20 protein-coding genes and 1 pseudogene are annotated in these 21,797 nt (G+C 64.8%); 8 read left to right on the plus strand and 13 right to left on the minus strand.

Translation table 11 applies throughout. From position 1 onward, the window contains the following. Window positions 1–84: 84 nt before the first annotated feature. The 3 genes and pseudogenes from ACP5M5_RS12190 to ACP5M5_RS12200 all read right to left on the minus strand — a co-directional run. The gene (locus ACP5M5_RS12190; RefSeq protein WP_427937754.1) at window positions 85–330 is read right to left on the minus strand and encodes a pantoate--beta-alanine ligase; all 246 of its coding nucleotides are present in this window, start codon (window positions 328–330) and stop codon (window positions 85–87) included. Continuing rightward, window positions 302–532 carry a hypothetical protein gene (locus ACP5M5_RS12195; protein ID WP_427937756.1) on the minus strand — a complete coding sequence of 77 codons (231 nt, stop codon included), beginning with the start codon at window positions 530–532 and terminating at the stop codon, window positions 302–304. The genes ACP5M5_RS12190 and ACP5M5_RS12195 overlap by 29 nt, the downstream gene beginning before the upstream one ends. Window positions 533–537: 5 nt before the next feature. After that, a pseudogene (locus ACP5M5_RS12200) lies at window positions 538–819 on the minus strand (reverse transcriptase domain-containing protein); the annotation flags it as partial. Between the two features lie 411 nt (window positions 820–1,230). Here ACP5M5_RS12200 and ACP5M5_RS12205 point away from each other — a divergent pair. Next, complete coding sequence (locus ACP5M5_RS12205) at window positions 1,231–3,330, plus strand: sodium-translocating pyrophosphatase (RefSeq protein ID WP_114911323.1); 2,100 nt, start codon at window positions 1,231–1,233, stop codon at window positions 3,328–3,330. A gap of 250 nt (window positions 3,331–3,580) precedes the next feature. Next, window positions 3,581–4,807 (plus strand): MFS transporter, encoded by a 1,227-nt coding sequence (locus ACP5M5_RS12210; protein WP_427937758.1) that lies wholly within the window; start codon window positions 3,581–3,583, stop codon window positions 4,805–4,807. A gap of 123 nt (window positions 4,808–4,930) precedes the next feature. On the opposite strand, the gene metH is transcribed toward ACP5M5_RS12210, so the two are convergent. Both metH and ACP5M5_RS12220 read right to left on the minus strand, forming a co-directional pair. Beyond that, window positions 4,931–8,425: a methionine synthase gene (gene metH, locus ACP5M5_RS12215; RefSeq protein ID WP_427937759.1), complete on the minus strand. Its 3,495-nt coding sequence runs from the start codon at window positions 8,423–8,425 to the stop codon at window positions 4,931–4,933. 9 nt (window positions 8,426–8,434) lie between these two features. Further along, the gene (locus ACP5M5_RS12220; RefSeq protein ID WP_427937761.1) at window positions 8,435–9,388 is read right to left on the minus strand and encodes an ArsR/SmtB family transcription factor; all 954 of its coding nucleotides are present in this window, start codon (window positions 9,386–9,388) and stop codon (window positions 8,435–8,437) included. Window positions 9,389–9,766: 378 nt separating this feature from the next. Between ACP5M5_RS12220 and ACP5M5_RS12225 the strand changes: the two genes are divergently transcribed. Together ACP5M5_RS12225 and ACP5M5_RS12230 are read left to right on the plus strand one after the other, a co-directional pair. Continuing rightward, window positions 9,767–11,023, plus strand: coding sequence for an AmpG family muropeptide MFS transporter (locus ACP5M5_RS12225; RefSeq protein WP_427937762.1), 1,257 nt, complete (start codon window positions 9,767–9,769; stop codon window positions 11,021–11,023). Window positions 11,024–11,033: 10 nt separating this feature from the next. Further along, entirely contained in the window at window positions 11,034–12,053 is a 1,020-nt protein-coding gene (locus tag ACP5M5_RS12230) for a bifunctional heptose 7-phosphate kinase/heptose 1-phosphate adenyltransferase (protein ID WP_427937764.1), read from the plus strand. Window positions 12,054–12,102: 49 nt separating this feature from the next. Here the strand turns inward: ACP5M5_RS12230 and ACP5M5_RS12235 are convergent, their stop codons facing one another. From ACP5M5_RS12235 to ACP5M5_RS12260, 6 genes are all read right to left on the minus strand, one after another. Beyond that, window positions 12,103–12,564 carry a c-type cytochrome gene (locus tag ACP5M5_RS12235; protein ID WP_427937766.1) on the minus strand — a complete coding sequence of 154 codons (462 nt, stop codon included), beginning with the start codon at window positions 12,562–12,564 and terminating at the stop codon, window positions 12,103–12,105. 50 nt (window positions 12,565–12,614) lie between these two features. Further along, window positions 12,615–14,012: a hypothetical protein gene (locus tag ACP5M5_RS12240; protein ID WP_427937768.1), complete on the minus strand. Its 1,398-nt coding sequence runs from the start codon at window positions 14,010–14,012 to the stop codon at window positions 12,615–12,617. A gap of 137 nt (window positions 14,013–14,149) precedes the next feature. Continuing rightward, window positions 14,150–14,866 carry an arsenical resistance protein ArsH gene (gene arsH / locus ACP5M5_RS12245; protein WP_427937771.1) on the minus strand — a complete coding sequence of 239 codons (717 nt, stop codon included), beginning with the start codon at window positions 14,864–14,866 and terminating at the stop codon, window positions 14,150–14,152. Then, entirely contained in the window at window positions 14,859–15,968 is a 1,110-nt protein-coding gene (gene arsB / locus ACP5M5_RS12250; protein WP_427937774.1) for an ACR3 family arsenite efflux transporter, read from the minus strand. Before arsB ends, arsH begins: the two co-directional genes overlap by 8 nt. 11 nt (window positions 15,969–15,979) lie before the next feature. Then, window positions 15,980–16,402: an arsenate reductase (glutaredoxin) gene (gene arsC / locus ACP5M5_RS12255; protein WP_427937775.1), complete on the minus strand. Its 423-nt coding sequence runs from the start codon at window positions 16,400–16,402 to the stop codon at window positions 15,980–15,982. A 2-nt stretch (window positions 16,403–16,404) separates the two neighbouring features. Next, window positions 16,405–16,737 (minus strand): ArsR/SmtB family transcription factor, encoded by a 333-nt coding sequence (locus ACP5M5_RS12260; RefSeq protein ID WP_427937776.1) that lies wholly within the window; start codon window positions 16,735–16,737, stop codon window positions 16,405–16,407. Window positions 16,738–16,929: 192 nt separating this feature from the next. Here ACP5M5_RS12260 and metK point away from each other — a divergent pair, with 192 nt between their 5' ends. The 4 genes from metK to ACP5M5_RS12280 all read left to right on the plus strand — a co-directional run bounded on the left by metK (window position 16,930) and on the right by ACP5M5_RS12280 (window position 20,472). Then, a complete protein-coding gene (metK, locus tag ACP5M5_RS12265) occupies window positions 16,930–18,117 on the plus strand; it encodes a methionine adenosyltransferase (RefSeq protein WP_427937778.1) in 1,188 nt (395 codons plus the stop codon). After that, window positions 18,089–18,811 carry a tRNA (guanine(46)-N(7))-methyltransferase TrmB gene (gene trmB / locus ACP5M5_RS12270; protein ID WP_427937785.1) on the plus strand — a complete coding sequence of 241 codons (723 nt, stop codon included), beginning with the start codon at window positions 18,089–18,091 and terminating at the stop codon, window positions 18,809–18,811. The genes metK and trmB overlap by 29 nt, the downstream gene beginning before the upstream one ends. 84 nt (window positions 18,812–18,895) lie before the next feature. Next, entirely contained in the window at window positions 18,896–19,954 is a 1,059-nt protein-coding gene (locus ACP5M5_RS12275; RefSeq protein WP_427937780.1) for a TRAP transporter substrate-binding protein, read from the plus strand. 8 nt (window positions 19,955–19,962) lie between these two features. After that, the gene (locus ACP5M5_RS12280; RefSeq protein ID WP_427937781.1) at window positions 19,963–20,472 is read left to right on the plus strand and encodes a TRAP transporter small permease; all 510 of its coding nucleotides are present in this window, start codon (window positions 19,963–19,965) and stop codon (window positions 20,470–20,472) included. Here the strand turns inward: ACP5M5_RS12280 and ACP5M5_RS12285 are convergent. After that, a complete protein-coding gene (locus tag ACP5M5_RS12285; RefSeq protein ID WP_427937782.1) occupies window positions 20,462–20,950 on the minus strand; it encodes a (2Fe-2S)-binding protein in 489 nt (162 codons plus the stop codon). The genes ACP5M5_RS12280 and ACP5M5_RS12285 overlap by 11 nt on opposite strands. Beyond that, the coding region (locus tag ACP5M5_RS12290; protein WP_427937783.1) for an SGNH/GDSL hydrolase family protein at window positions 20,947–21,797 on the minus strand (851 nt) is incomplete at its 5' end. The genes ACP5M5_RS12285 and ACP5M5_RS12290, both read right to left, overlap by 4 nt.

A 21,797-nucleotide genomic window follows, 5' to 3' on the forward strand; every position in this document is an offset into this window, starting at 1 on the left:
CGGCGCCAGGCCCTCGCGGAAAACGCCAATATCGCGCTTATATGACATGCTTAGCAGGCCGCCGAAAACGCCACAGATCAACGGTCAAGCAGGAGGCGGGTAGCAGTCGAAATCCTCATTCGGGCCAAATTGCCGCGGGTTGACAAAAATCGAGACCACGACCCGTTCGGCCTCGGCCCGCGCGGCGCGGATCAACGCCACATGGCCGTCAATGCAGCGCCCCATGGTCGGCACCAGCGCCACCCGCGCGCCATCGGCATGCCAGGCCGCGACAAGGGCACGGAGCCCGGTTAGCGATCGTTCAAGATCGTGGTCGAGTAGCTCGGCCATTCGGCTCCGCCTTCACGGATCCGGGCAGGCGGCTTTCCCGCACCCGGCTCTTCTGGCTCCGCCGCCTGAGGCAGGTGAACCAGATGCGCCGGACTTCCTGCGGGAATTCGTTCATCGAGCGCCAGTTGTGCGGCATGCCGTACCAGCCGTAATGGCCGCGCAGCACGCTGGCGTACCACCGATGCTGCTCGGCCAGCGACATGTGCATCAGCCGCCACGCTGCCGGCGAGCCATGGCCGGTAGGCGGTCAAACTCGACCAGGCGCGTCTTGTCCTCGTGGAGCGACAGGCCGAAACTGGCGAGCCGTTCCTTGAGGTCGGCCAGCATCCGCCGTGCGTCGTCCGCGCTCTCGAAACCCATCACGAAGTCGTCGGCGTAGCACACGATTGAGACCCGACCGCGCGCGTTCCGACGGCACCATTGATGGACCCAGAGATCGAGGACGTAGTGCAGGAAGATGTCGGCCAGCAGCGGGCCGATGCCCGCGCCTTGCGGCGTCCCCTGTCAGTCTCGTGCCACGCATCGCTCTCCAGAATACCGGCCTCTAGCCACATCCGGACCAGCCGGAGAACTTGAGGGTCGGCCACCCTGTGCGTCAACATCCGCGGCAGCCACTCGCGGTCAACCGAGTCGAACCCGAGGAAGTCGACTTCATAGATAGTGCTCACCACCCTTCACAAGCCCGTGAGTGCTGCTAAATTGGGGGCTGATGTGGCGATCACTATATCCCCTTCCCCCTCGGCCGCCATTCTGTCATGTTCGTGAACGCATCGCCGGCGGCGACGCCGCGCGGGGCAGCTTTTTCGTGCTCTTTCTTATGCTCTGTTGCTGTGCGCCTTTCGTCTCCGACCAGATCGCCCGGATCACAAAATACCCAGAAACTATAAGGAACTGTCCCGGATGCTTTTAGCCGAAATCGTCACCATTGTCTGTGGCGCCGTCGCTCTCGCCTATGGCTGGGCAACGGCTCGCGAGGTTCTCGCCGCCAATCCCGGCACCGCCCGCATGCAAGAAATCGCCGGCGCGGTGCAGGAAGGCGCGCGGGCCTATCTCAACCGCCAATACACCACCGTCGCCATCGCCGGCATCGTCATTCTGGTGCTGCTCGGCGCCCTGCTCGGCCTTCGGGTCGCGATCGGGTTTCTGATCGGCGCCGTGCTTTCGGCGACGGCGGGTTATGTCGGCATGAACGTCTCGGTGCGCGCCAATGTCCGCACCGCCGAGGCCTCGAAAAGCGGGCTTGCCGCCGGGCTGTCGCTCGCCTTCAAATCGGGCGCGATCACCGGGCTGCTGGTGGTCGGCCTCGGTCTTCTCGGTGTCACCATTTACTATCTCATTCTCCGCGCGATGATGCCGAGCGATAATCTCCGGCCCGTGCTGGAGGCGATGGTCGGGCTTTCGTTCGGCGCCTCCTTGATTTCGATCTTCGCGCGCCTCGGCGGCGGAATTTTCACCAAGGGCGCCGATGTCGGCGCCGATCTGGTCGGCAAGGTCGAGGCCGGCATCCCCGAGGATGATCCTCGCAACCCCGCCGTGATCGCCGACAATGTCGGCGACAATGTCGGTGACTGCGCCGGCATGGCCGCCGACCTGTTCGAAACCTACGTGGTGACGGTGGTCGCGACGATGCTGCTGACGGCGATCAATTTCACCGGCCAGATTCGCGACGGCCTGATGTTTTTGCCGCTTTTGATCGGCGGCGTCTGCATCGTGACCTCGATCGTCGGCACCTATTTCGTCAAGCTCGGGCATGACGGCAACATCATGCGCGCGCTCTATAAGGGTCTCGTCGTCACCGGCGCGCTCTCGGTGGTCGCGATCGCGCTGGTGATCGCCGCCCTCACCGGGTTCTCGACCCCGATCGCGACCGCGTCGGGCGGCGCCGTGACCGGTGGCGGGCTCTTCGTTTGCGCCCTGATCGGCCTCGTCGTCACCGGGCTGATCGTCTGGATCACGGAATACTATACCTCGACCGCCTATCGTCCGGTACGCAGCATCGCGCGGAGTTCGACCACCGGCCACGGCACCAATGTCATCCAGGGGCTCGCGGTCTCGATGGAGGCGACGGCGCTGCCGGTGATCGTGATTTCGGCCGGGATCATCGCCGCCTCCCTCACCGCCGGCCTCTATGGCATTTCCATCGCCGCGACGACGATGCTGGCGCTCGCCGGCATGATCGTCGCCCTCGACGCTTACGGGCCGGTGACCGACAATGCCGGCGGCATCGCCGAAATGGCGGATCTGCCGAAAGAGGTGCGGGTGACGACGGATGCGCTGGATGCCGTCGGCAACACGACGAAGGCGGTCACCAAAGGCTATGCCATCGGCTCCGCCGGGCTCGCCTCGCTGGTGCTATTCGCCGCCTATTCCGAGGATCTCAAGCACTACTTCCCGCGCCTTGACGTGCATTTCAATCTCCAGGACCCTTACGTGGTGATCGGGCTCTTCATCGGCGGCTTGCTGCCCTATCTGTTCGGGGCGCTCGGCATGACTGCGGTCGGCCGCGCCGCCGGCTCCGTGGTGGTCGAGGTGCGGCGTCAGTTCCGCGAGATCCCTGGCATCATGGAGGGGACCGGCCGGCCGGAATATGGTCGCGCCGTCGATCTGCTGACGCGGGCGGCGATTCGCGAGATGATCGCCCCCTCGCTCTTGCCGGTGCTGGCGCCGATCGTGCTGTTTTTCGTGGTGGATGCGATCGGTGGCGCCGCCGCCGGCTTCAGCGCGCTCGGCGCGATGCTGCTCGGCACCATCGTCACCGGTCTCTTCGTCGCGATTTCCATGACCTCGGGCGGCGGCGCCTGGGACAACGCCAAAAAATACATCGAGGAGGGGAATTATGGCGGCAAGGGGTCGGAGGCGCATAAGGCGGCGGTGACCGGCGATACCGTTGGCGATCCCTACAAGGACACTGCTGGGCCTGCCGTCAATCCGATGATCAAGATCACCAATATCGTCGCCCTATTGCTGCTCGCCATTCTCGCCAAATGGATCGGCGGCTGAACTAGTGTCCTGCCCCTGACATGCTTTGGCATGTCAGGGATCAGCAGGCCACTGAAAACAAAGAGCGAGTGTCCATGAAATTCGCTTGCGAATGTCTGAAACGGGACACGAGCGCCTCTGACCAAAGCGAAGCGGGGGGCAAGCGCCAACGCGTGCCCCCCAAGCGCGCAATCGTGCCATTCGCATGGGGTTCTTGGAAATGGCCGGTCACTAATATAGCCTGCTCTGGTTATCGTCTCGGGAGCAGATAATGGCCAAGGTGGAAACGCGGCAATTGGCGCTGATCAATCTGGCGCATTGTTTGACGCATTACTCGTTGCTCATCCTGCCCACCGCGGTTTTGGTGATGGCGCGGCCCGGGGGGGCGTTCGGGCCAAGCTATGGGCCGATCCTGAAACTCTCGACCGGCATGTTCGTGCTTTATGGGTTGTTTTCGCTGCCGCAAGGGTGGCTTGCCGCGCGCCTGGGGCGGAAAGCGCTGTTGGCTGCGTTTTTTTTCGGGACCGGCGCCTCGCTCGCCGCGGCCGGCGCGGTCTCTTCGCCCTGGCCGCTGGCCCTGGCGCTCGCTGCCGCCGGGCTGTTCGCCGCGATCTACCACCCGATCGGCACCGCCATGCTGGTGGATGCCGCCGGTGATCGACCCGGTCGCGCGGTGGGGGTCAATGGCGTCTTCGGCAATGTCGGCGTCGCCCTGGCGCCGATCGTCACCGGCCTGCTCGCCGCCCATTTCAGCTGGCGCCTGGCGTTCATCGTCCCCGGCCTGATTTGCATCGCGCTCGGCATCATATGGGCGCGGACGCCGGCGCTTGAGCATCATCTGGCGCACCGCAACGGCCGCCCGTTTCCCGCCATCCCCCCCGCTTTGGTGCGCCGCGCCGTCATCGTCCTGCTGCTGATCGCCGCGGTTTCCGGCCTGGTATTCAACGCCTTCACCATTCTGCTGCCAAAGCTGCTCGCGGATCGGCTCGGCGATAACCTCCTGCCGCTGGTCGGCGCTAGCGCCTTTGTCGCGACGCTCTGCGGCGCCGTGACCCAGTTCAGCGTCGGGCGGATGATCGACCGCACGACCTTGAAGCGCGTTTTTCTGCCGCTCAGCCTGGTGCTGGTGCCGTCGCTCGCGGCCTTGGCCGTCGCCCATGGTATCGCCGTGGTCATCGTCGCCGGGCTGGTCGCGGCTGCGGTGTTCGGGCAGGTGACGGTGAACGAAACCATGACCGCGCGCTATATCGCGCCGGCGGTGCGGGCGCGGATGTATTCGGTGCGGTTTTTCGTCGGCTTTCTCGGCAGCGCCGCCGCCGCCCCGTTGGTCGCGACCTTATACGAGCGCACCGGGAGCCTGGTTGCGGTAACCTTGGTGCTCGCCGCCTTCGCCGTCGTCACCTTGGGTTGCGCGGTGTTCTTCCCCGATCGCCGCGAAGAGCTCAACCCGGCGCTCTGGGAGGACGTCAGCGGCGCGGCGGCCGTAGCGGCGGAGTAACGAGGAAAGACGTTCTTTTTTGAAAAAAGAACCAAAAAACTTTTCCCCGTTGCGGCAGTGCCTGCGGCACCGCCGCTCTGAGAAATCGGGGCAAAAGTTTTTTTTGCTTCTTTTCTTTGATTTTTATACCGAAAAATACTTGGCGTGCGCGTTGAAGATGACGAGCGCGCTCGTCGATTGCTCGGGATCGAGCTGGAATTCGTCGGAAAGCGTGACGCCGATGCGCTGAGCCTCGAGCAGGCGAAGCAGCGGCGCCTGATCTTCTAGTCGCGGGCACGCGGGATAGCCGAACGAGTAGCGTGAGCCGCGATAGCCCTGCGCCAGCATTTTTTCCATGTCGCGATCATCTTCGGCTGCGAAGCCGAGTTCGGCGCGCATACGTTTGTGGGTGTATTCAGCCATCGCTTCCGCCATCTCGACCGAGAGACCGTGGAGATAGAGATAATCCTGGTAGCGATTTTCCGCGAACCAGGCGCGCGCGACGTCGGAGGCGCGGGCGCCCATCGTCACGACTTGCAAGCCGATGACATCGCGCGTGCCGTCATCGATGTCGCGCACGAAATCGGCGATGCACTCGCCATCCTCGCGCGGCTGGCGGGGCAGCGCGAAGCGGCAAAGTTCGGTCTCGCCATCTTCGGCAAAGAGAACGAGATCGTTGCCGGTGCCGGCGGCTTTCCAATATCCGTAGATCGCTTGTGGCGCGAGGATGTTTTCGGCTTCGCAAAGCGTCAGCATCCGCCGCAGCGTCGGGCGCAACTCCTGCTTCGCCCAGCCGAGAAACTCATCGAGCGATCGCCCCTGTTTGCGAAATCCCCATTGCAGTTGATAAAGGCTGCGTTCATTGAGGAAGGGAACGATGGCGCGCGGCGCCGCCTCGATCATGCGCGCACCCCAGAAAGGCGGCGCCAGCGGCGGCTGATCGGCGGTCAAGCGCTGGCGGCGCGCGCGGGTCGCGGCGATATCGGCGGGCTGGAAGGCGTGTTGATCGGCCTCGCCAAGCTTTCGCGCGGTGTTGCGCGCCCGCCCCTGGCGCTTGGCCTGGAGGGCGGCGAGATAATCGTCGAAATCATTGCCAGCGACTTTCTCCATCAAATGCAGGCCATCGAAGGCATCGCGGGCATAGGCGACGCGCCCGCAAGCATAAGAACGCACGCATTCGTCCTCGACATACCCTTTGGTGAGCGCGGCACCCCCGAGCAGAACCGGAATATCGACCCCGATGCGCGACATCTCCTCGAGATTTTCCCGCATCACGACGGTCGATTTGACCAAGAGGCCAGACATGCCGATGGCATTGGCGTGATGCTTGCGTGCCGCAGCCAGCATGTCGGCGAGCGGCACCTTGATGCCGAGATTGATGACCCTGTACCCGTTATTGGTGAGAATGATATCGACCAGGTTCTTGCCGATATCATGGACATCGCCCTTGACGGTTGCGAGCACGATGGTGCCCTTCTCTTGGCCTTCGATCCGCTCCATCATCGGCTCGAGATAGGCAACAGCGGCCTTCATCGTCTCGGCACTTTGCAAAACGAAGGGGAGCTGCATCTTGCCGGCGCCGAACAATTCACCGACGGTTTTCATCCCGTCGAGCAGAATCGAATTTATGATGTCAAGCGGCGCATGTTTGACCAGAGCTTCATCGAGTTCGGCCTCCAGCCCCTTGCGGTCGCCCTCGACGATGCGAAGGCTGAGCCGCTCCTCCACCGTTTCCGGGCGCTTGCGCTGCACGGCGTCTGCTGCGCGGCGTTCGGCGAAAACCTCGAGCAGCCGGGCGAGCGGATCGTAGCCCTCGCGCCTGCGGTCGAAAATCAGATCCTCGGCGATCGCGACTTCCTCGGGCGCGATCTGGTGCAGCGGGCGGATCTTGCTTACATGGACGATCGCCCCGGTCATGCCGGCGCGGACGGCGTGGTCGAGAAAAACGCTGTTGAGCACGGCGCGCGCCGCCGGGTTGAGACCGAAGCTGATATTGGAGAGGCCGAGAATGATCTGGATTTCGGGAAATTCGGCGCGGATCGCGGCAATCCCCTCGAGCGTCCAAAGCCCGAGCTTGCGATCATCCTCGTTGCCGGTCGCGATGGTGAAGGTCAGCGGGTCGATCAACAGATCCGCTTGTCGCAAGCCGTGCTTTTCGCAGGCGAAAGCGACGAGGCGGCGGGCAACGGCGAGCTTGCGCTCGGGCGTTTTCGCCATCCCCTCCTCGTCGATGGTGAGCGCGATCACAGCCGCGCCAAAGCGGCGCGCAAGCCGCATGCGGGCCTCCGCCGGCGCCTCGCCATCCTCGAAATTGATCGAATTGATGATCGGCTTGCCGCCATGAAGCTTGAGCGCGCGTTCGATCACGATGAGTTCGGTGCTGTCGATCACCAGCGGCGCATTCACCGACGAGGTGAATCGCGTGATGACTTCCGCCATCTCGCCGCCCTCATCGCGTCCGACGAAGGCGGTGCAGACATCGAGGGCATTGGAGCCTTCGCCGATCTGCTCGCGCCCCATCGCGACGCAGCCGTCCCAATCGTGGCGTTCCTGTAATTCACGCCATTTTTTCGAGCCATTGGCGTTGCAGCGTTCGCCGATCGAGAAATAGCTGTTTTCCTGGCGCAGCGTCACATGCGAATAAAGGCTCGCGACCGCCGGCATGAAAACGGCATGACGCGGAACCGGGCGCGGGCGCGCCGCACCGTGCGGCGCGTGACGAGTGAGCATCGCGTCCAGTTCCGCGATATGGTGTGTATCGGTGCCGCAGCAGCCGCCGATGATATTGACCCCATCCTCGGTCACGAAGCGCTCGAGCCAACTCGCCATTTCGCTCGCATGGAGCGGATAGCAGGTATGCCCGTCGACCAGTTCAGGAAGCCCGGCATTGGGCTGGACCGAAATCAGGCGTGGCCAGTTCTGCGCGAGATAGCGCACATGCTCGGCCATTTCCTGTGGCCCGGTCGCGCAGTTGATCCCGAGCAGATCGATGTCGAGTGCCTCGATAACGGTGGTCGCGGCAGCGATGTCGGGGCCGACGAGGAGGGTGCCGGTGGTTTCCACCGTCACCTGGACGAAGATCGGGATCGGTTTGCCTGCCTCGGCACGCGCGATCTTGGCGCCATTCACCGCCGCCTTGATTTGCAACGTATCTTGGCAGGTCTCGATCAGAATGGCATCGACGCCGCCGGCGATCAGTCCGCGGCATTGCACGCTGAGCGCCGCTTCCAGCGTGTCGTAATCGACATTGCCGAGGCTCGGCAGTTTGGTTCCGGGGCCGACGCTGCCGAGGACGAAGCGTGGCCGGCCATCGCTGAATTCGGCTGCCGCCTCGCGCGCCAACTCACCGGCGACGCGGTTGATCTCGAAAGCGCGTTCGCTGAGGCCAAATTCGCCGAGGGTTATCGGGCTTCCGCCAAAACTATTGGTCTCGACCATGTCGGCGCCGGCGGCGAAATAGCCGCGATGGAGTTCGCGCACGAGATCGGGGCGCGAAAGATTGAGGATATCGGTGCAGTTTTCACGGCCCCAGTAATCGCGTTCGACATCGAGGGAAAGCGCCTGCACGCGCGAGCCGACGCCGCCGTCACAAAGTAGGACGCGATCGCGGAGATAGTCGAGAAGATGCGGGGCGGTCATGATTTTTCCTCAGACGGCGAGAGCGGATTCAACGTGGGCGGCGGCGCACGGTCGGGCGGTCCAGAGCCGCACGCCGAGCGCGAGATCAAGGCCCCGCGCGGCCTCGAGCGCGAGCCCGGTGGCGGCCAGCATGTTTGCCATCGCATCTTCCGCGAAACCCGGCCAACGATGGGCAAGGCGCGTCAGCAGATCGGCGCGACCGTGCGCGGCGAGATCGATGAGCAGCAAACGCCCGCCCGGGCGCAGCATCCGCGCGGCTTCGGCGAGCGCCGCGACCGGATCTTCGGCGTAGTGCAGCACCATCTGCATCACGACGAGATCGAAGCCGCCATCGGCAAGCGGCAGGCGATACATATCGGCGCGCCGCACCCGGCAATGGGCGATGCCGGCGCGGGCGAGACGGGCGCGGGCAAGCGCCAGCATTGCCGCACTGGCATCGATCCCGAGACCGGCGCTGATGCGCGGCGCAAGCAGTTCGAGAAGCCGCCCGGTGCCGGTGCCGATATCGAGAAGGCGGCCGAGATCGCCAGGCGGCAAGGCATCGAGCAAGGCCGCCTCCAGCGCCGCGGCGGGGAGGCCAAGCGCGCTGGTCTCATCCCATTCGACACCCTTGCGGCGGAAATTCTCGGAAGCGGCGCGGGCCCGCTCGGCGAGCACGCGGGCGGCGCGGCGGCGATCACCGGCGAGTTCTGGCTCATCAGCCGGCAGGCGCGCGAGAATGTCACGCGCAAGGCTGGCGCCCGCCCCCTCGGCGAGGGCAAACCAGACATTCGCCCCTTCGCGCGAGCGGACGAGCAAGCCGCAATCGCAGAGCAGGCGCAAATGCCGCGACAGACGCGGCTGCGACTGGCCGAGAATCTCCGTCAGTTCAGTGACGCAAAACGGCCCGCCGGCGATGAGCGCGAGAAGACGAAGCCGGGTCGGCTCGGCGGCGGCGCGAAGCAGGGCGAGAAGGGACTGCATGTGTGCGTCTGCATATAAACATATCTTTATATTCTTGCAAGAGAGGGTCGCGCGATCATGCGGCGGCCGGTCATCGCCATCGGCCGATCGTGCGGGCCGCGCCCAAGAGGGCATCTCTCGCGCATCATAGTCGGGCCGGCGTCAACCCGCTGGAGAGTGGCTTGCCCGGCGGAGGGGGGCGCGCGAAGATGGTGATCTCAATGATCGCGGCAGACCCCATGCGCCCCCACCGCAACCGCGCCGCATCGCGGCAGCCGGGCCATCGAAATCAAACGTACTGCTCACATCCCCGCGAATGCTGCCAAAAGGGAAGCGGGTTTGGCGATCACCCTATCCCGTCGAGGGGTAGCGCCTCTCGCTTTCCTTCCTGACCCCGGCATGCGTGAGCGGCGCGCTTTTATCGTCATGACCGCTTATGGCTTCGCCTGCGGTTTGCCGCTACCGCTGACCGGCTTCACGCTTCGCCAATGGCTGAGCGAGAGTGGGCTTTCGCTCGGCGCGATTGGACTGTCGGCGGTTATCGGCTTTGCGTATGCGCTGAAATTCCTCTGGGCGCCGCTGTTTGACCGCGCCGTCGCGGGCTTGGGGCGAAGGCGCGGCTGGCTTCTGGTGGTCCAGCCGCTGCTGATCGCGGCGATGTTTCTGCTCGCCCTCTCCGATCCCGCCCGCGCCCCGCTCGCGACCATCGCTGCCGCCATTTTGCTCGCCTTTTGCTCGGCGAGCCAGGATATCGTCGTCGATGCTTGGCGGATCGAGAGTTTTTCCGCGTCCCTGCAGGGCGCGGCCTTGGCGTGCTATGTCTGGGGCTATCGTCTGGCGCTGCTGATCTCGGGGGCGGCGGCGATCAAGCTCGCCGATCTTTGGGGCTGGCACGGCGCGCTCGCGGCGATGGCTGGGCTCGCCGTGGTCGGGCCGGTCGCGACCCTCCTTGCGCCCGAGCCGGCGGCGCCTTGGCGCGCGACGGCGGCGGGAGGGGTGTTTCGGCGCATGGTGCTGGCGCCGCTTGGCGAATTTCTGGCGCGGCGCGGTGCGGTTTGGGCGCTGCTCTTCATTGCGCTCTTCAAGCTCGGCGAGGCGCTGGCCGGCGTCATGCTGGCGCCGTTTTATCGCGCGCTCGGCTTCGATCGTGGCGCGGTGGCGCTGGCCAACGGGCCGATTTCGCTCGCCGCGACGCTCGTTGGGATTTCGCTCGGCGGCTGGCTGGTGGCGCGCCAAGGGGCGGCGCGGGCGCTGATTTGGACAGGGTTTGCCCAAATGGCGGCGATGGTCATGTATCTCGCGCTCGCCGTTTCGGCCGGCCGGCCGAGCGTGCTCTATGCCACGACCTTGATCGAGGCCTTCGCCGAGGGATTGGCGGATGCGGCGTTTCTCGCGTTCCTCTCGGCGCTCTGCCATCAGGCCTATTCGGCGACGCAATATGCATTGCTTTCCTCACTTGCCGCCTTGCCGCTGCGCACGCTCGGCGGGCTTTCGGGCTTTCTTGCCGCCGGGCTCGGCTGGACCCGGTTTTACGCGTTCTGCCTCCTCTCGGCGCTGCCGGCGATGCTGGTGATGCTGCATATTTTGCGCCGCTATCCTCACATTCTCGCGCCGGCCGGCGAAATCCCGCTTGCCAGCGTCGGCGCGGACAGGTAGCGAAAGCGTGATGGATGAACCCGCCCCGAGAGCGGCGACAGCGCCCGCTGACGATGCCCGCCTGACCCCGGCGGAAATGGTACAGCGTCTGTCGCGCGCCAATGTGCTGGTGGTCGGGGATGCCATGCTCGATCGCTATATCCATGGCCATGTCGAGCGCCTGAGCCCGGAGGCGCCGGTGCCGGTGCTGACCATCGCGCGCGAGGTGGCGCTGCCTGGTGGCGCCGCCAATGTCGTGCGCAATCTCACCGCACTCGGCGCTGCCTGCGCCTTTGTCTCGGTGGTCGGCGATGACCAGACCGGCTCTGATCTTACCGGGCTGATTGGCGGCCAGCCGGGGGTCGAACCCTGGCTGCTCGTGCAAGGCGGGCGGACGACGACCCGCAAAACGCGGTTTCTCGCCGATGGCCAGCATCTCCTCCGCGCCGATCGCGAGCAAACCGATCCGATCGAGGCGCGTCTTGCCGAGAGGCTGCTCCGCATCGCGCGCGATGCCATGGCGGCAACCTCGCTCATGGTGCTGTCCGATTACGGCAAGGGGGTGTTGAGCGGCGATTTGGCGGCGGCGCTGGTGCGGATCGCGGGTGAGCTGGGCCGCAAGGTCGTGGTCGATCCCGCGAGCGGCGATTGCGCCCGCTTTGCCGGCGCCGATGTGATTTTACCGACAGCGGGAGAGCTGGCGCTGGCGACCGGCCTGCCGACCGCGCGTGATGACGAAGTCGAAGCGGCGGCCGCGGTTTTGATGACGCGATATCGTTTCGGCGCAGTGATGGTGCTGCGTGGCGTGGCGGGGATCAGCGTGTTTGGCGCCGGGCCAGCGCTGCACATGGCGTTGCCGCGTGACCAGAAATTGGATTTGTTCGGTGTTACTGACGCGGCGCTGGCGACATTGGCGGCTGGCCTTGCCGTTGCGATGCCGCTTTCCTGCGCCGCGCGGCTCGCCGGCGCCGCCGCCGGCATTGTTGCGACACGCCCTGGGACTGTCGTTGCGCGCCCGGCCGATTTGCAGGCGGTCTTGAGCGAGAGCTGAAAAAAACCCCGGCCAGGTTGCCCGGGCCGGGGTTGCGGGGATCACATCGTTAGTCGTGCAGGGTTTCGAGATAGGCGATGACGGCGTGGCGGTTCCATTTGCGCTTGAGGCCGGCGAAATGCATCGCAACGCCTGGGATCCAGGCCTGCGGATCCCAGAGATAATGCGTCAATTCGTCGCTAGTCCATACCTTGCCGAAATTCTTCATCGCCTCGGAATAGGCAAAGCCCGGCTCGGTCCCCGCCTTGCGGCCAACAACGCCGAAGAGACTGGGCCCAACCCGATTGACGCCCTTTTTGTCGGAATGGCACTGGGCGCAGATGTGATTGAACACCTCATGCCCGTGGGCGATCATCGCCGGCTTGTTGTTTTCATCCTCTTCGTCGGGAACTTGGGCTTTTGCCATCATGCCGGTGGCGACCACGAGGCTGAAGGCAAAGGCGCCGAGCCCGAGCGCAAGGCCGCGTTTCCAGCCGCTATACCGGGCGCTCGCGTCAGGGGTTTGGGTCAACACGTCACTGCTCCCTCTGTCTGTTTTCTGCTGCATAATATGCCCCACTCCTACCATGCCAGCCAGACATAGAGATAAAGCGTGTTCATGCCGCTGGCATTGTGGCCAAAGCCGTCGAAGTTGGTGGTGCCGCCGTTGAATTCGAGATAGTCGGTGTATTGTAGGCCAACCTTGAGGTTCTTCTCGAAATCCCAGACGGTGTCAGCCGATTTGCCAAACGGCACCCAATCGGCCTCCCAGGTGAGGGATTGCGTGTTCGGGCTGCCGTTGGCGCTACCGACCACCGAGGCCGGCGCATACAAGGTTTTATCGGACGTGCCCCAAATACCGTTATAAGCCATCGTGAAGCCGTATGTATTTTTGTAGTAATAATCTGCAGCTATGCGGAAATTTTCCATCTCGTTATAGGATTTGTCGGCGAGGCCAGCGTTGTGCATGGCGTCGAGCTGCGCTTGCTGTTGCAATATATTCGTATCTATTGCAAAAAGATGATTGCCGTTGCTGTACTGATAGTTCGCATCGAGACCATAGTCCAAGTAGGTGTTCGTCCCCGGCATCGCGATGACGTTCGCGGCCATCGGCGCATAGAACGCAACGCCACCGACTTCGAGGAAGTTATTACCCCACTGCTTTTGGTAGGCGACGCGGAGATAGGGCGCTCCCCCTTCGACCTCGCCGAGCGAGGGGACCGAACCTTCACCAAGCGCCTGGAACCAGGTTGGGCTCAGCGATTTATAGGCGCCGCCCTCGATGTACCAGGTCTGGTTGATCCACCAGTAATTGGTCAGGCCGATTGTGTTGGCGCCGCCCAAAGCCTGGATCGCGAACGGCGCCGTGACCGGGCCGGGCGAGACCGCCGAATTCGCGTAAGGATAAGCGTAATGATAAAGCGTGTTGTAGGGATCCTGCACCGTCGGCCCGTCGTTCATGTCGAGACCGATGCGGACATCCTGGCTTGAGATCGAGAATTCATGGGTCAGACGAAGGTCGCTGTCGTCGAGCGCGACCGAACTCCCATCGTTAGAGGCCGTGACCTGGATCATGCCGCCGGCATAATCGGAGAGCCGCCCGGCGAGAAACAACGACATCTGATCGAGGTTGAAATTGTTGTTGGCCCGATAATCATTGGCCGGTGAGCCGCCTTCCACCGCGGTCGCCGTGTTGTTGAACGATGCGAAGGCCATCGCCGAAATCGGGATATAGGGATACGGGGTATCGCCGGCGGTCAGCGTGTAGCCGCCCATCTTGAAAGCGATGCCGAACGGCGTGAGCTGCGGCCCGAACGCGCCGATATGGCATGAGGTGCAGGGCTGATCGGTCTGGCGGGCAAAGGCCGGCACCGCTTCGGCGCGGTCGACCGAAAATAGTACCGTGAGCGCCGCCACCAACCCCCAGAGCCATTTCGCCGGCCATTTCCCTGGAGAATGGCGGGAAAACGAACCTCTCATCGCAATCTCCTCTTTCACATAACGAGCCTGTGAAGGATCGACGCAATGTCAGATGAGCTCTTTGATCTCGATCAATTTTGCGGCGCGGCAAGAAAAGATCGCTGGGCCGTTGCCGCTTTGCCACACGAGCCGCCGGGTCAGAGCCGGCTTGGCAGGCAAAACGCCTCTTTCCGCTCGCTATAGCGGTCGGTGAGATAATCGGCGCGGTCACGGAGCAGCCAGGTGAAGCGGACCAGCTCCTCCATCACGTCCACCAAGCGGTCGTAATAGGGCGAGGGCAGCATCCGCCCGGCCTCGTCGAACTGCTCGTAGGCCTTGGCGACGCTGGACTGGTTGGGGATGGTGACCATCCGCATCCAGCGCCCGAGCAGGCGAAGCGTGTTGACCGCGTTGAAACTTTGCGACCCCCCCGAGACCTGCATGACGGCGAGCGTGCGCCCCTGGGTCGGGCGTAGCGCGCCGAGCGAGAGCGGCAGCCAATCGATTTGATTCTTCAAGACCGCGGTGATCGCGCCATGCCGCTCCGGGCTGCACCAGACCTGCCCTTCCGACCAGAGTGAGAGCGTCCGAAACGCCGCGACTTTGGGATGATCGGCGGGCACGCTATCGGCCAGCGGCAAGCCATGGGGGTCAAAGACGCGCGCCTCGGCGCCGAGATGACGCAGGATGCGCGCCGCCTCCAGTGTCAGAAGCCGGCTGTAGGAGCGCTCGCGCAACGAGCCGTAGAGCAGCAGGATGCGCGGCGGATGGGTCGCGCGGGTCGCCGGCTCCAGCCGCGACTGATCGGGCGGGGCGAGGAGATCGGCAACCAGCGCCGGGAGGGTTTCGTCCTCATCCGGCGTCTCGTCAGCCACGGCGTGCCCCCGCGTGCCGGGCAATGCCGGCCTCGTACCAGGGGCGGGTGCGGCGGACCAGGGCGACGACGCTCAGCATCACCGGCACCTCCACCAAAACCCCGACCACCGTCGCCAACGCCGCGCCCGATTGAAACCCGAACAGAGCGATCGCGGCGGCGACCGCGAGTTCGAAGAAATTCGACGCGCCGATCAGCGCCGAGGGGGCGGCGACACACCATTCGCTGCCGATCGCGCGATTGATGACATAGGCGAGGCCGGCATTGAAATAAACCTGCACGATGATCGGCACCGCGAGCAGAAGGATGATGAGCGGTTGCGCGATGATCGCTTCGCCCTGGAGCCCGAACAGCAACACCAGGGTTGCGAGCAGGGCAACGATCGAAACCGGGCCGAGGCGCGCGAGAAGGTGCGCGAGAGCCGCCTCGCCGCCGGCCGCAAGCCGCACCCGGCGCCAGATTTGCGCGGCGATCAGCGGGATCACGATATAGAGCACGACCGAGAGAAACAGCGTGTTCCACGGCACGGTGATCGCGGAGAGACCAAGGAGCAGCCCGACGATCGGCGCGAAGGCAAAAACCATGATGGCATCGTTGAGCGCGATCTGGCTCAGCGTGAAATAAGGCTCTCCCTCCACCAGGCTGGACCATACGAACACCATCGCCGTGCAGGGGGCCGCGGCGAGCAGGATCAGCCCGGCGATATAGCTTTCGATTTGCCCGGCCGGCAGGAAGGGGCGAAAGAGATGGGCGATGAACAGCCAGCCGAGCAACGCCATCGAAAATGGCTTGACCAGCCAGTTTACACCGACCGTCGCCGCCATGCCGCGCCAATGCCGCCCAACCTCGGCGAGCGCGGCGAGGTCGATTTTCAGCAGCATCGGCACGATCATAAGCCAGATCAGCGCCGCCACCGGCAGATTGACCTCGGCGATGGTCGCAGCACCCAGCCAATGAAACGGCGCCGGCGCGACTTGGCCGAGAACGATGCCAGTGACAATGCAAAGCGCGACCCAAAGGGTAAGAAACCGCGCGAAAACGCCGATCCGTGCCGTCGCCAGCGCCGCTTGGGGCGGCGCTATGGGGTGAGTGTCAGATGCCATGATATGCGCCTCTAGCGGACCCGCCGGCCCGCGTCATCCACCACGACCTCGCCATCCTCCTTACGGAACGCGCCTTGCTGCGGCGCCGGCAAGAGATCGAGCACCGTCTCCGACGGGCGGCAGAGCCGGACACCGAGCGGGGTTACGACGATCGGCCGGTTGATCAGAATCGGGTGTGTCAGCATCGCGGTGATGAGCTGATCGTCGGTCAGCGCCGGATCATCGAGGCCGAGCGCGTCATAGGGCGTGCCTTTCCGGCGAAGCAGCGCCCGCACCGGAATGCCCATCCGCCGGATCAGGTCAGAAAGCACCTCACGGCTCGGCGGGGTCTTGAGATACTCGATGATCTCCGGCGTGATCCCTGCATTGCGGATCAGGCCGAGGACATTGCGCGAGGTGCCGCAGGCGGGATTGTGATAGATGGTGACGGTCATACTCATCCTTTCCGGAACTCGGTGAAGCAGGCGGTGGTGCCCGCGGCGGCCGATCCGGCGCAGCAATTCTCAGTAAGATAGGCGAGCAGCGCGTTCATCGTCGCATATTCGGCCGCGTAGATCAGCGACCGGCCTTCGCGCCGGAAGGTGATCAGCCCCGCTTGCCTGAGCTGCGTGAGATGAAACGACAAGGTTGCCGCGGGCACGCCGAGCTGTTCGGCGATCTGACCGGCCGGCAGACCCTCCGGCCCGGCTTGGACGAGGCGGCGAAAGACATCGAGCCTGGTATCCTGCGCCAATGCCCCCAAGGCGAAAACGGCGTCTGAGTTTTCCATATCTCCAATAATATAAAAATTTTGCCGAAGTCAAGACCCTGGCAAGCCGGCGCGCGGCGTCGGCCATGCCGTTCCGGAATGGCTTGACCGCGAGAGCGGTTTCCGCCACACAGCCTCCGCTCCGGCGCCGCCTGTGCCGGCGCGGCTGCCGGCATTCTCCGGTCCCTGCGCGACAAGAGGACGAATTGCGCCATGCGCGATAAGGGCGATTTTCTGTTCACTTCCGAGTCGGTTTCCGAGGGTCATCCGGACAAAGTGGCCGACCGCATCAGCGACACCGTGCTCGATGCCTTCCTCGCCGCCGATCCCTATGCGCGCGTCGCCTGTGAGACATTGGTGACCACCAACCGCATCGTGCTCGCTGGCGAAACCCGCGGCCCAGATACCATCACCGCCGAATATCTCACCCATCTCGCGCGCCTGGCGGTGCATGATATCGGCTATGATCAGGAGGGGTTTAGCTGGCGCAACGCGCATGTCGAATGCCACCTCCACGCTCAGTCGCAAGACATCGCTCAGGGCGTCGATTCCGCTGGCAACAAGGATGAGGGCGCCGGCGATCAGGGCATCATGTTCGGCTATGCCTGCCGCGAGACCGAGGCGCTGATGCCGGCGCCGATTTATTATGCCCATCTCATTCTGCGCCGGATCAGCGAACTGCGCCGCGCCCGCGACGTCACCGCCGCCGGCCTGCTGCCCGACGCCAAAAGCCAGGTGACGCTCCGCTATCGCGGCGGCAAGCCCGTCGGGGCGACCAGCATCGTCGTCTCGATCCAGCACGTCGCCGAACTGGAGCGCGAGGAAATCAAGCGCCGGCTTTGGCCGATCGTCGAAAGTTCGCTGCCCGCTGGCTGGATGTGCCCGGAGGCGCAGTTTTATGTGAACCCGACCGGAAAATTCGTCATTGGCGGCCCGGACGGCGATTGCGGCCTGACCGGGCGCAAGATCATCGTCGATACCTATGGCGGCGCAGCACCCCATGGCGGCGGCGCGTTTTCCGGCAAGGATCCGACCAAGGTCGATCGCTCGGCCGCCTATGCCTGCCGCTATCTCGCGAAAAACGTGGTCGCCGCCGAGCTTGCCGAGCGCTGCACGATCCAGCTCAGCTACGCGATCGGGGTTTCGCACCCGCTTTCGGTCTATGTCGATCTGCACGGCACCGGGAAGGACGTGGACGAGGCGCGGCTCGAAGCGACGCTGCGCGACCTCGTCAATCTCTCTCCACGCGGCATTCGCGAGCATCTCCATCTCAACCGCCCGATCTATGTGCCGACCTCCGCCTATGGCCATTTCGGCCGCGAGCCTGACCCCGAACTCGGCAGCTTCACCTGGGAGCGGACCGATCTCGTGCCTGCGCTCCGCGCCGCGTTCGGGCGCTGAGGGGCTGGGCGCGCTCAGGGTCAAAAAACCGCCCGAGCGGCTTTATGGCCGCCAGCACGGCCACGCTTTGCGCCCGCGCCAGGTGCGGCTGCTCGCCGAAACCCTGCCGCGGCTTCGCTTCGATCCCGCCGCCCCGCTCGCCGGGCTTGGCGGGTTCGAAGCGATCGCGTTCGAGATCGGCTTTGGCGGCGGCGAGCACGCGCTCGCCGAAATCACCGCCCATCCCGAGACGGCCCTGATCGCCTGCGAGGTCTATGCCAACGGCCTCGCCTCGCTTCTCGGCCGGCTGGTGCCGGAAGGGGGGGAGGCGAGCGCGCCGCTCCCGGCCAATCTCCGGATTTGGGGCGATGATGCGCGGATCGCGCTGCGCGCCATGCCGGCGGCATCGCTTTGCCGCGTGTTTCTCCTGTTCCCCGACCCCTGGCCGAAAGCGCGCCACGCCAAGCGCCGCTTCGTCCACCCCGAGAACCTGCCGCTCGTCGCCCGCGCGCTTCGCCCCGGCGGCGAGTGGCGGATCGCGACCGATGATCCGACCTATCAGGCCTGGGTCGGCGAAGTCCTGGCCGGACAGCGCTTTTTCGCGCCCGCGACGCCAATGACGACACGCCCGCCGGATTGGACGCCGACGCGCTATGAAGCGAAGGCGCTGGCCGCCGGGCGAACGCCGCTTTACTGGTCGCTGCAGCGGGTTTGATGGCGCGCGCCCAATTGAACAGCGCCGATATCTATGAATAATAACCATGAGGCGCCGCCGCGCGGTGTCGCCGGGGGAGGAAAAATGACAAAATCCATCAGAAACCGCCAGAAATCTCGCCTGCGCTGGATCGCCGGGATGGCGGCCGGCGTGCTCGCGGCGCTGACCCTCCCCGGCCTCGCCCGGGCCGAGGACCAGAAGGTCGAGCTGAAACTCGCGCACTGGCTGCCGCCGGCGCATCCGCTGCAAAAAGCGGTGGAGGCATGGGCGGACTCCCTCAAGGCCGATTCGCATGGCTCGCTGACCTCGGTGATCTTTCCCGCCGAGCAGCTCGGCAAGGCGTTCGATCATTACGATCTCGCGCGCGATGGCATCGCCGATGTGAGTTTCGTCAATCCTGGCTATCAGCCCGGGCGGTTTCCGATTCTCGCCCTCAGCGATCTGCCGTTTCAGTATCACGACGCGAAAACCGGCACCGCCGCCCTCGATGACTGGTATCGCGCCTATGCCGCGCGCGAGATGAAAGACGTGCATTACTGCTTCGCCTTCATGCACGACCCCGGCACGCTGCACACGCGGCGGCAGGTACTCATGCCGGCCGATATTCGCGGCCTCAAGCTGCGCCCGGCGGATGCGACGATCGGCAATTTCGTCACCCTGCTCGGTGGCACCAACGTCCAGGCCTCGGCGCCGGCGGCGCGCGACCTTTTGGAGCGCCGGGTCGCGGACGGGATTTTCTTCCCCTGGGGCTCGCTCGTGCTGTTCGGCATCGACAAGGTGGTGAAATACCATATCGATGCCAATTTCTATGTCACCACCTTCGTCTGGGTCATCAACAAGGCGCGCTATGAGGGGCTCGCGCCCGACCAGAAAGCGGTGATCGACGCCCATTGCAACGCCGACTGGGCGGTGCGTTTCGCCAGCCCCTGGGCGGATTTCGAGGTTGCCGGCCGCGCCAAGGTCGCCGCCGAGCCGGGGCAGACCATTTTGACCTTGAGCCCCGAACAGCTCAAAGCCTGGCGTGATGCGGCAGCGCCGCTGCATCAGGATTGGGCGGCTTCGGTCAAACGCACCGGCGCCGACCCAGACGCCATCGCCCAGGCGTTCGACGCCAGCCTCGTCGCCCACCACGCGCAATATTGAGCGCGGCAGTGGCCGGTTTCCGCCTGATCGGCGCGATCGAGCGGGCGGCGGGCGGGCTGCTCGCGCTCGTCGCCGCCCTCACCTTCGTTTCGGTGGTGCTGCGCTATGTCTTCAACTGGTCGATCCCGGATAGCTACGATCTCGGGCGCAATCTGCTCGGTATTCTGATTTTCTGGGGCATCGCCGTCACCGGCTATCGCGGCGAGCACATCACCGTCGATCTCCTCTGGAACGCCGTGCCGGTGCCGGCCCGGCGGTGGCTCGCGCGCTTTGATGATCTCGTGCTCGCGCTGGCCATGGCGGCGCTCGCCGGGACGATGGCGATGAAAACGCTCGACACCAAAGCGAGCGGCGAGGCGAGCTATGACCTCAACCTGCCGCTCTGGCCGTTTCAGGCGCTCGCCTGGCTGGGCTTTGCCTGCGGTTTTCTGCTCGCGGTGCTGCGTTTGCTGCGGCCGGCAGGGGAAGGCCTAAGGCCGATGAAGAGCGGCAGCCCAGGCCAGGAAATTACTCGCTGATCGCGGCCATCTCGCCGCGCGCCACCATCGCCACCGCATCGATGATCGCCTGATAGCCGGTGCAGCGGCAGTAATTGCCGGAAAGATGCGCGCGGATGCTGGCACGATCAGGGTTTTTCTTGCGCAGGAGCAAATCCCGCGCGGTGATCAGCATCCCCGGCGTGCAAAAGCCGCATTGCAGCGCATTGACCGCAACAAACGCTGCCTGCAAATCGGCGATCGCGCCGCTCGCGCTCAAGCCTTCGATGGTTTCTACCGCCGCGCCATCGGCTTGGACGGCGAGCATGAGGCAGCCGCGCACCGGCGCGCCGTCAACCACAACGGTGCAGGCGCCGCACACGCCCTGCTCACAACCGACATGGGTGCCGGTGAGGCCAAGCGTGTCGCGCAGGAAATCGGCGAGATGGAGGCGCGGCGACACGCGCGCCGCGATCCGCTCGCCATTGACCGAGAGCGAAACGGCGACGGCGTCGCTCATGCCGTGGGCGCAGCACGGCGACGGCGAACGAAGCCAAGCGCACCGAGCCCCCCCAACAACAGGGCGAGCGAGCCCGGCTCCGGCACTTCCGCAAACGCCGCGTCGGCGATGATCTGCTGCCCCGCCGCGGTCGGATGTACCTGATCCCAGAACAGATATTGATCCTGCCCGGCGATGGTGCTCGCGCAGCGCGTGCCGCTGCTCGCGCTGGTATAATTGCCGGTCCAGCACGGGGTGGTCACGTTGCTGAAGCCGAACGCGGCCGGATCCGCGATCGCGTCATCAAGCAGGCCGAAACTGTCGAGAATCGAAAGATGCATTCCCGCGCCCGCCGCCTCGCCGCCGACGGCGCTGACCAGGGCCTGGTCGAAATAGGCGGAGAGATCGGTCGCCGCGGTCTCTGCGGCCGATCCAAGCTTGGTGATCGCCGGCACCACGCCGAGATTGGGGACGGTGACGAGCAGCAAAGTCTTCGCGCCATCGGCCGCGAGGCCGGCGACGAAGGTCACCACATTGCTGACCGCGGCATTGGCATCTGCGATCGCCGTCGCCTGGCTGATGCCGGGTGTGCCGAGGATGCTGAAGAGATCATTGGCGCCGATCCAGAGCGTATAAAGCGCGCCGGAGGCCGGCGTCGGAACAGCGGTTTGGAACGCCGCGAGCTGCGCCGGTAGATCTGAGAGATTGGCGGTGTGGACCGGAGTCGTCCCGGTCTGTGCGCCGCCAACCGCGAAATCGGTGCCGCCGGCGAGGCTTGCCGTGAGCGCCGGCAATCCGAGCTGGCTCGCCAGATCCTGCACCCAGACCGGGCCATTGCTGAACCGGCCATCGGAATAGGGCGGGCTGA

Source organism: Acidibrevibacterium sp. (assembly GCF_049965395.1).
GTDB classification, from domain to species: domain Bacteria; phylum Pseudomonadota; class Alphaproteobacteria; order Acetobacterales; family Acetobacteraceae; genus Acidibrevibacterium; species Acidibrevibacterium fodinaquatile.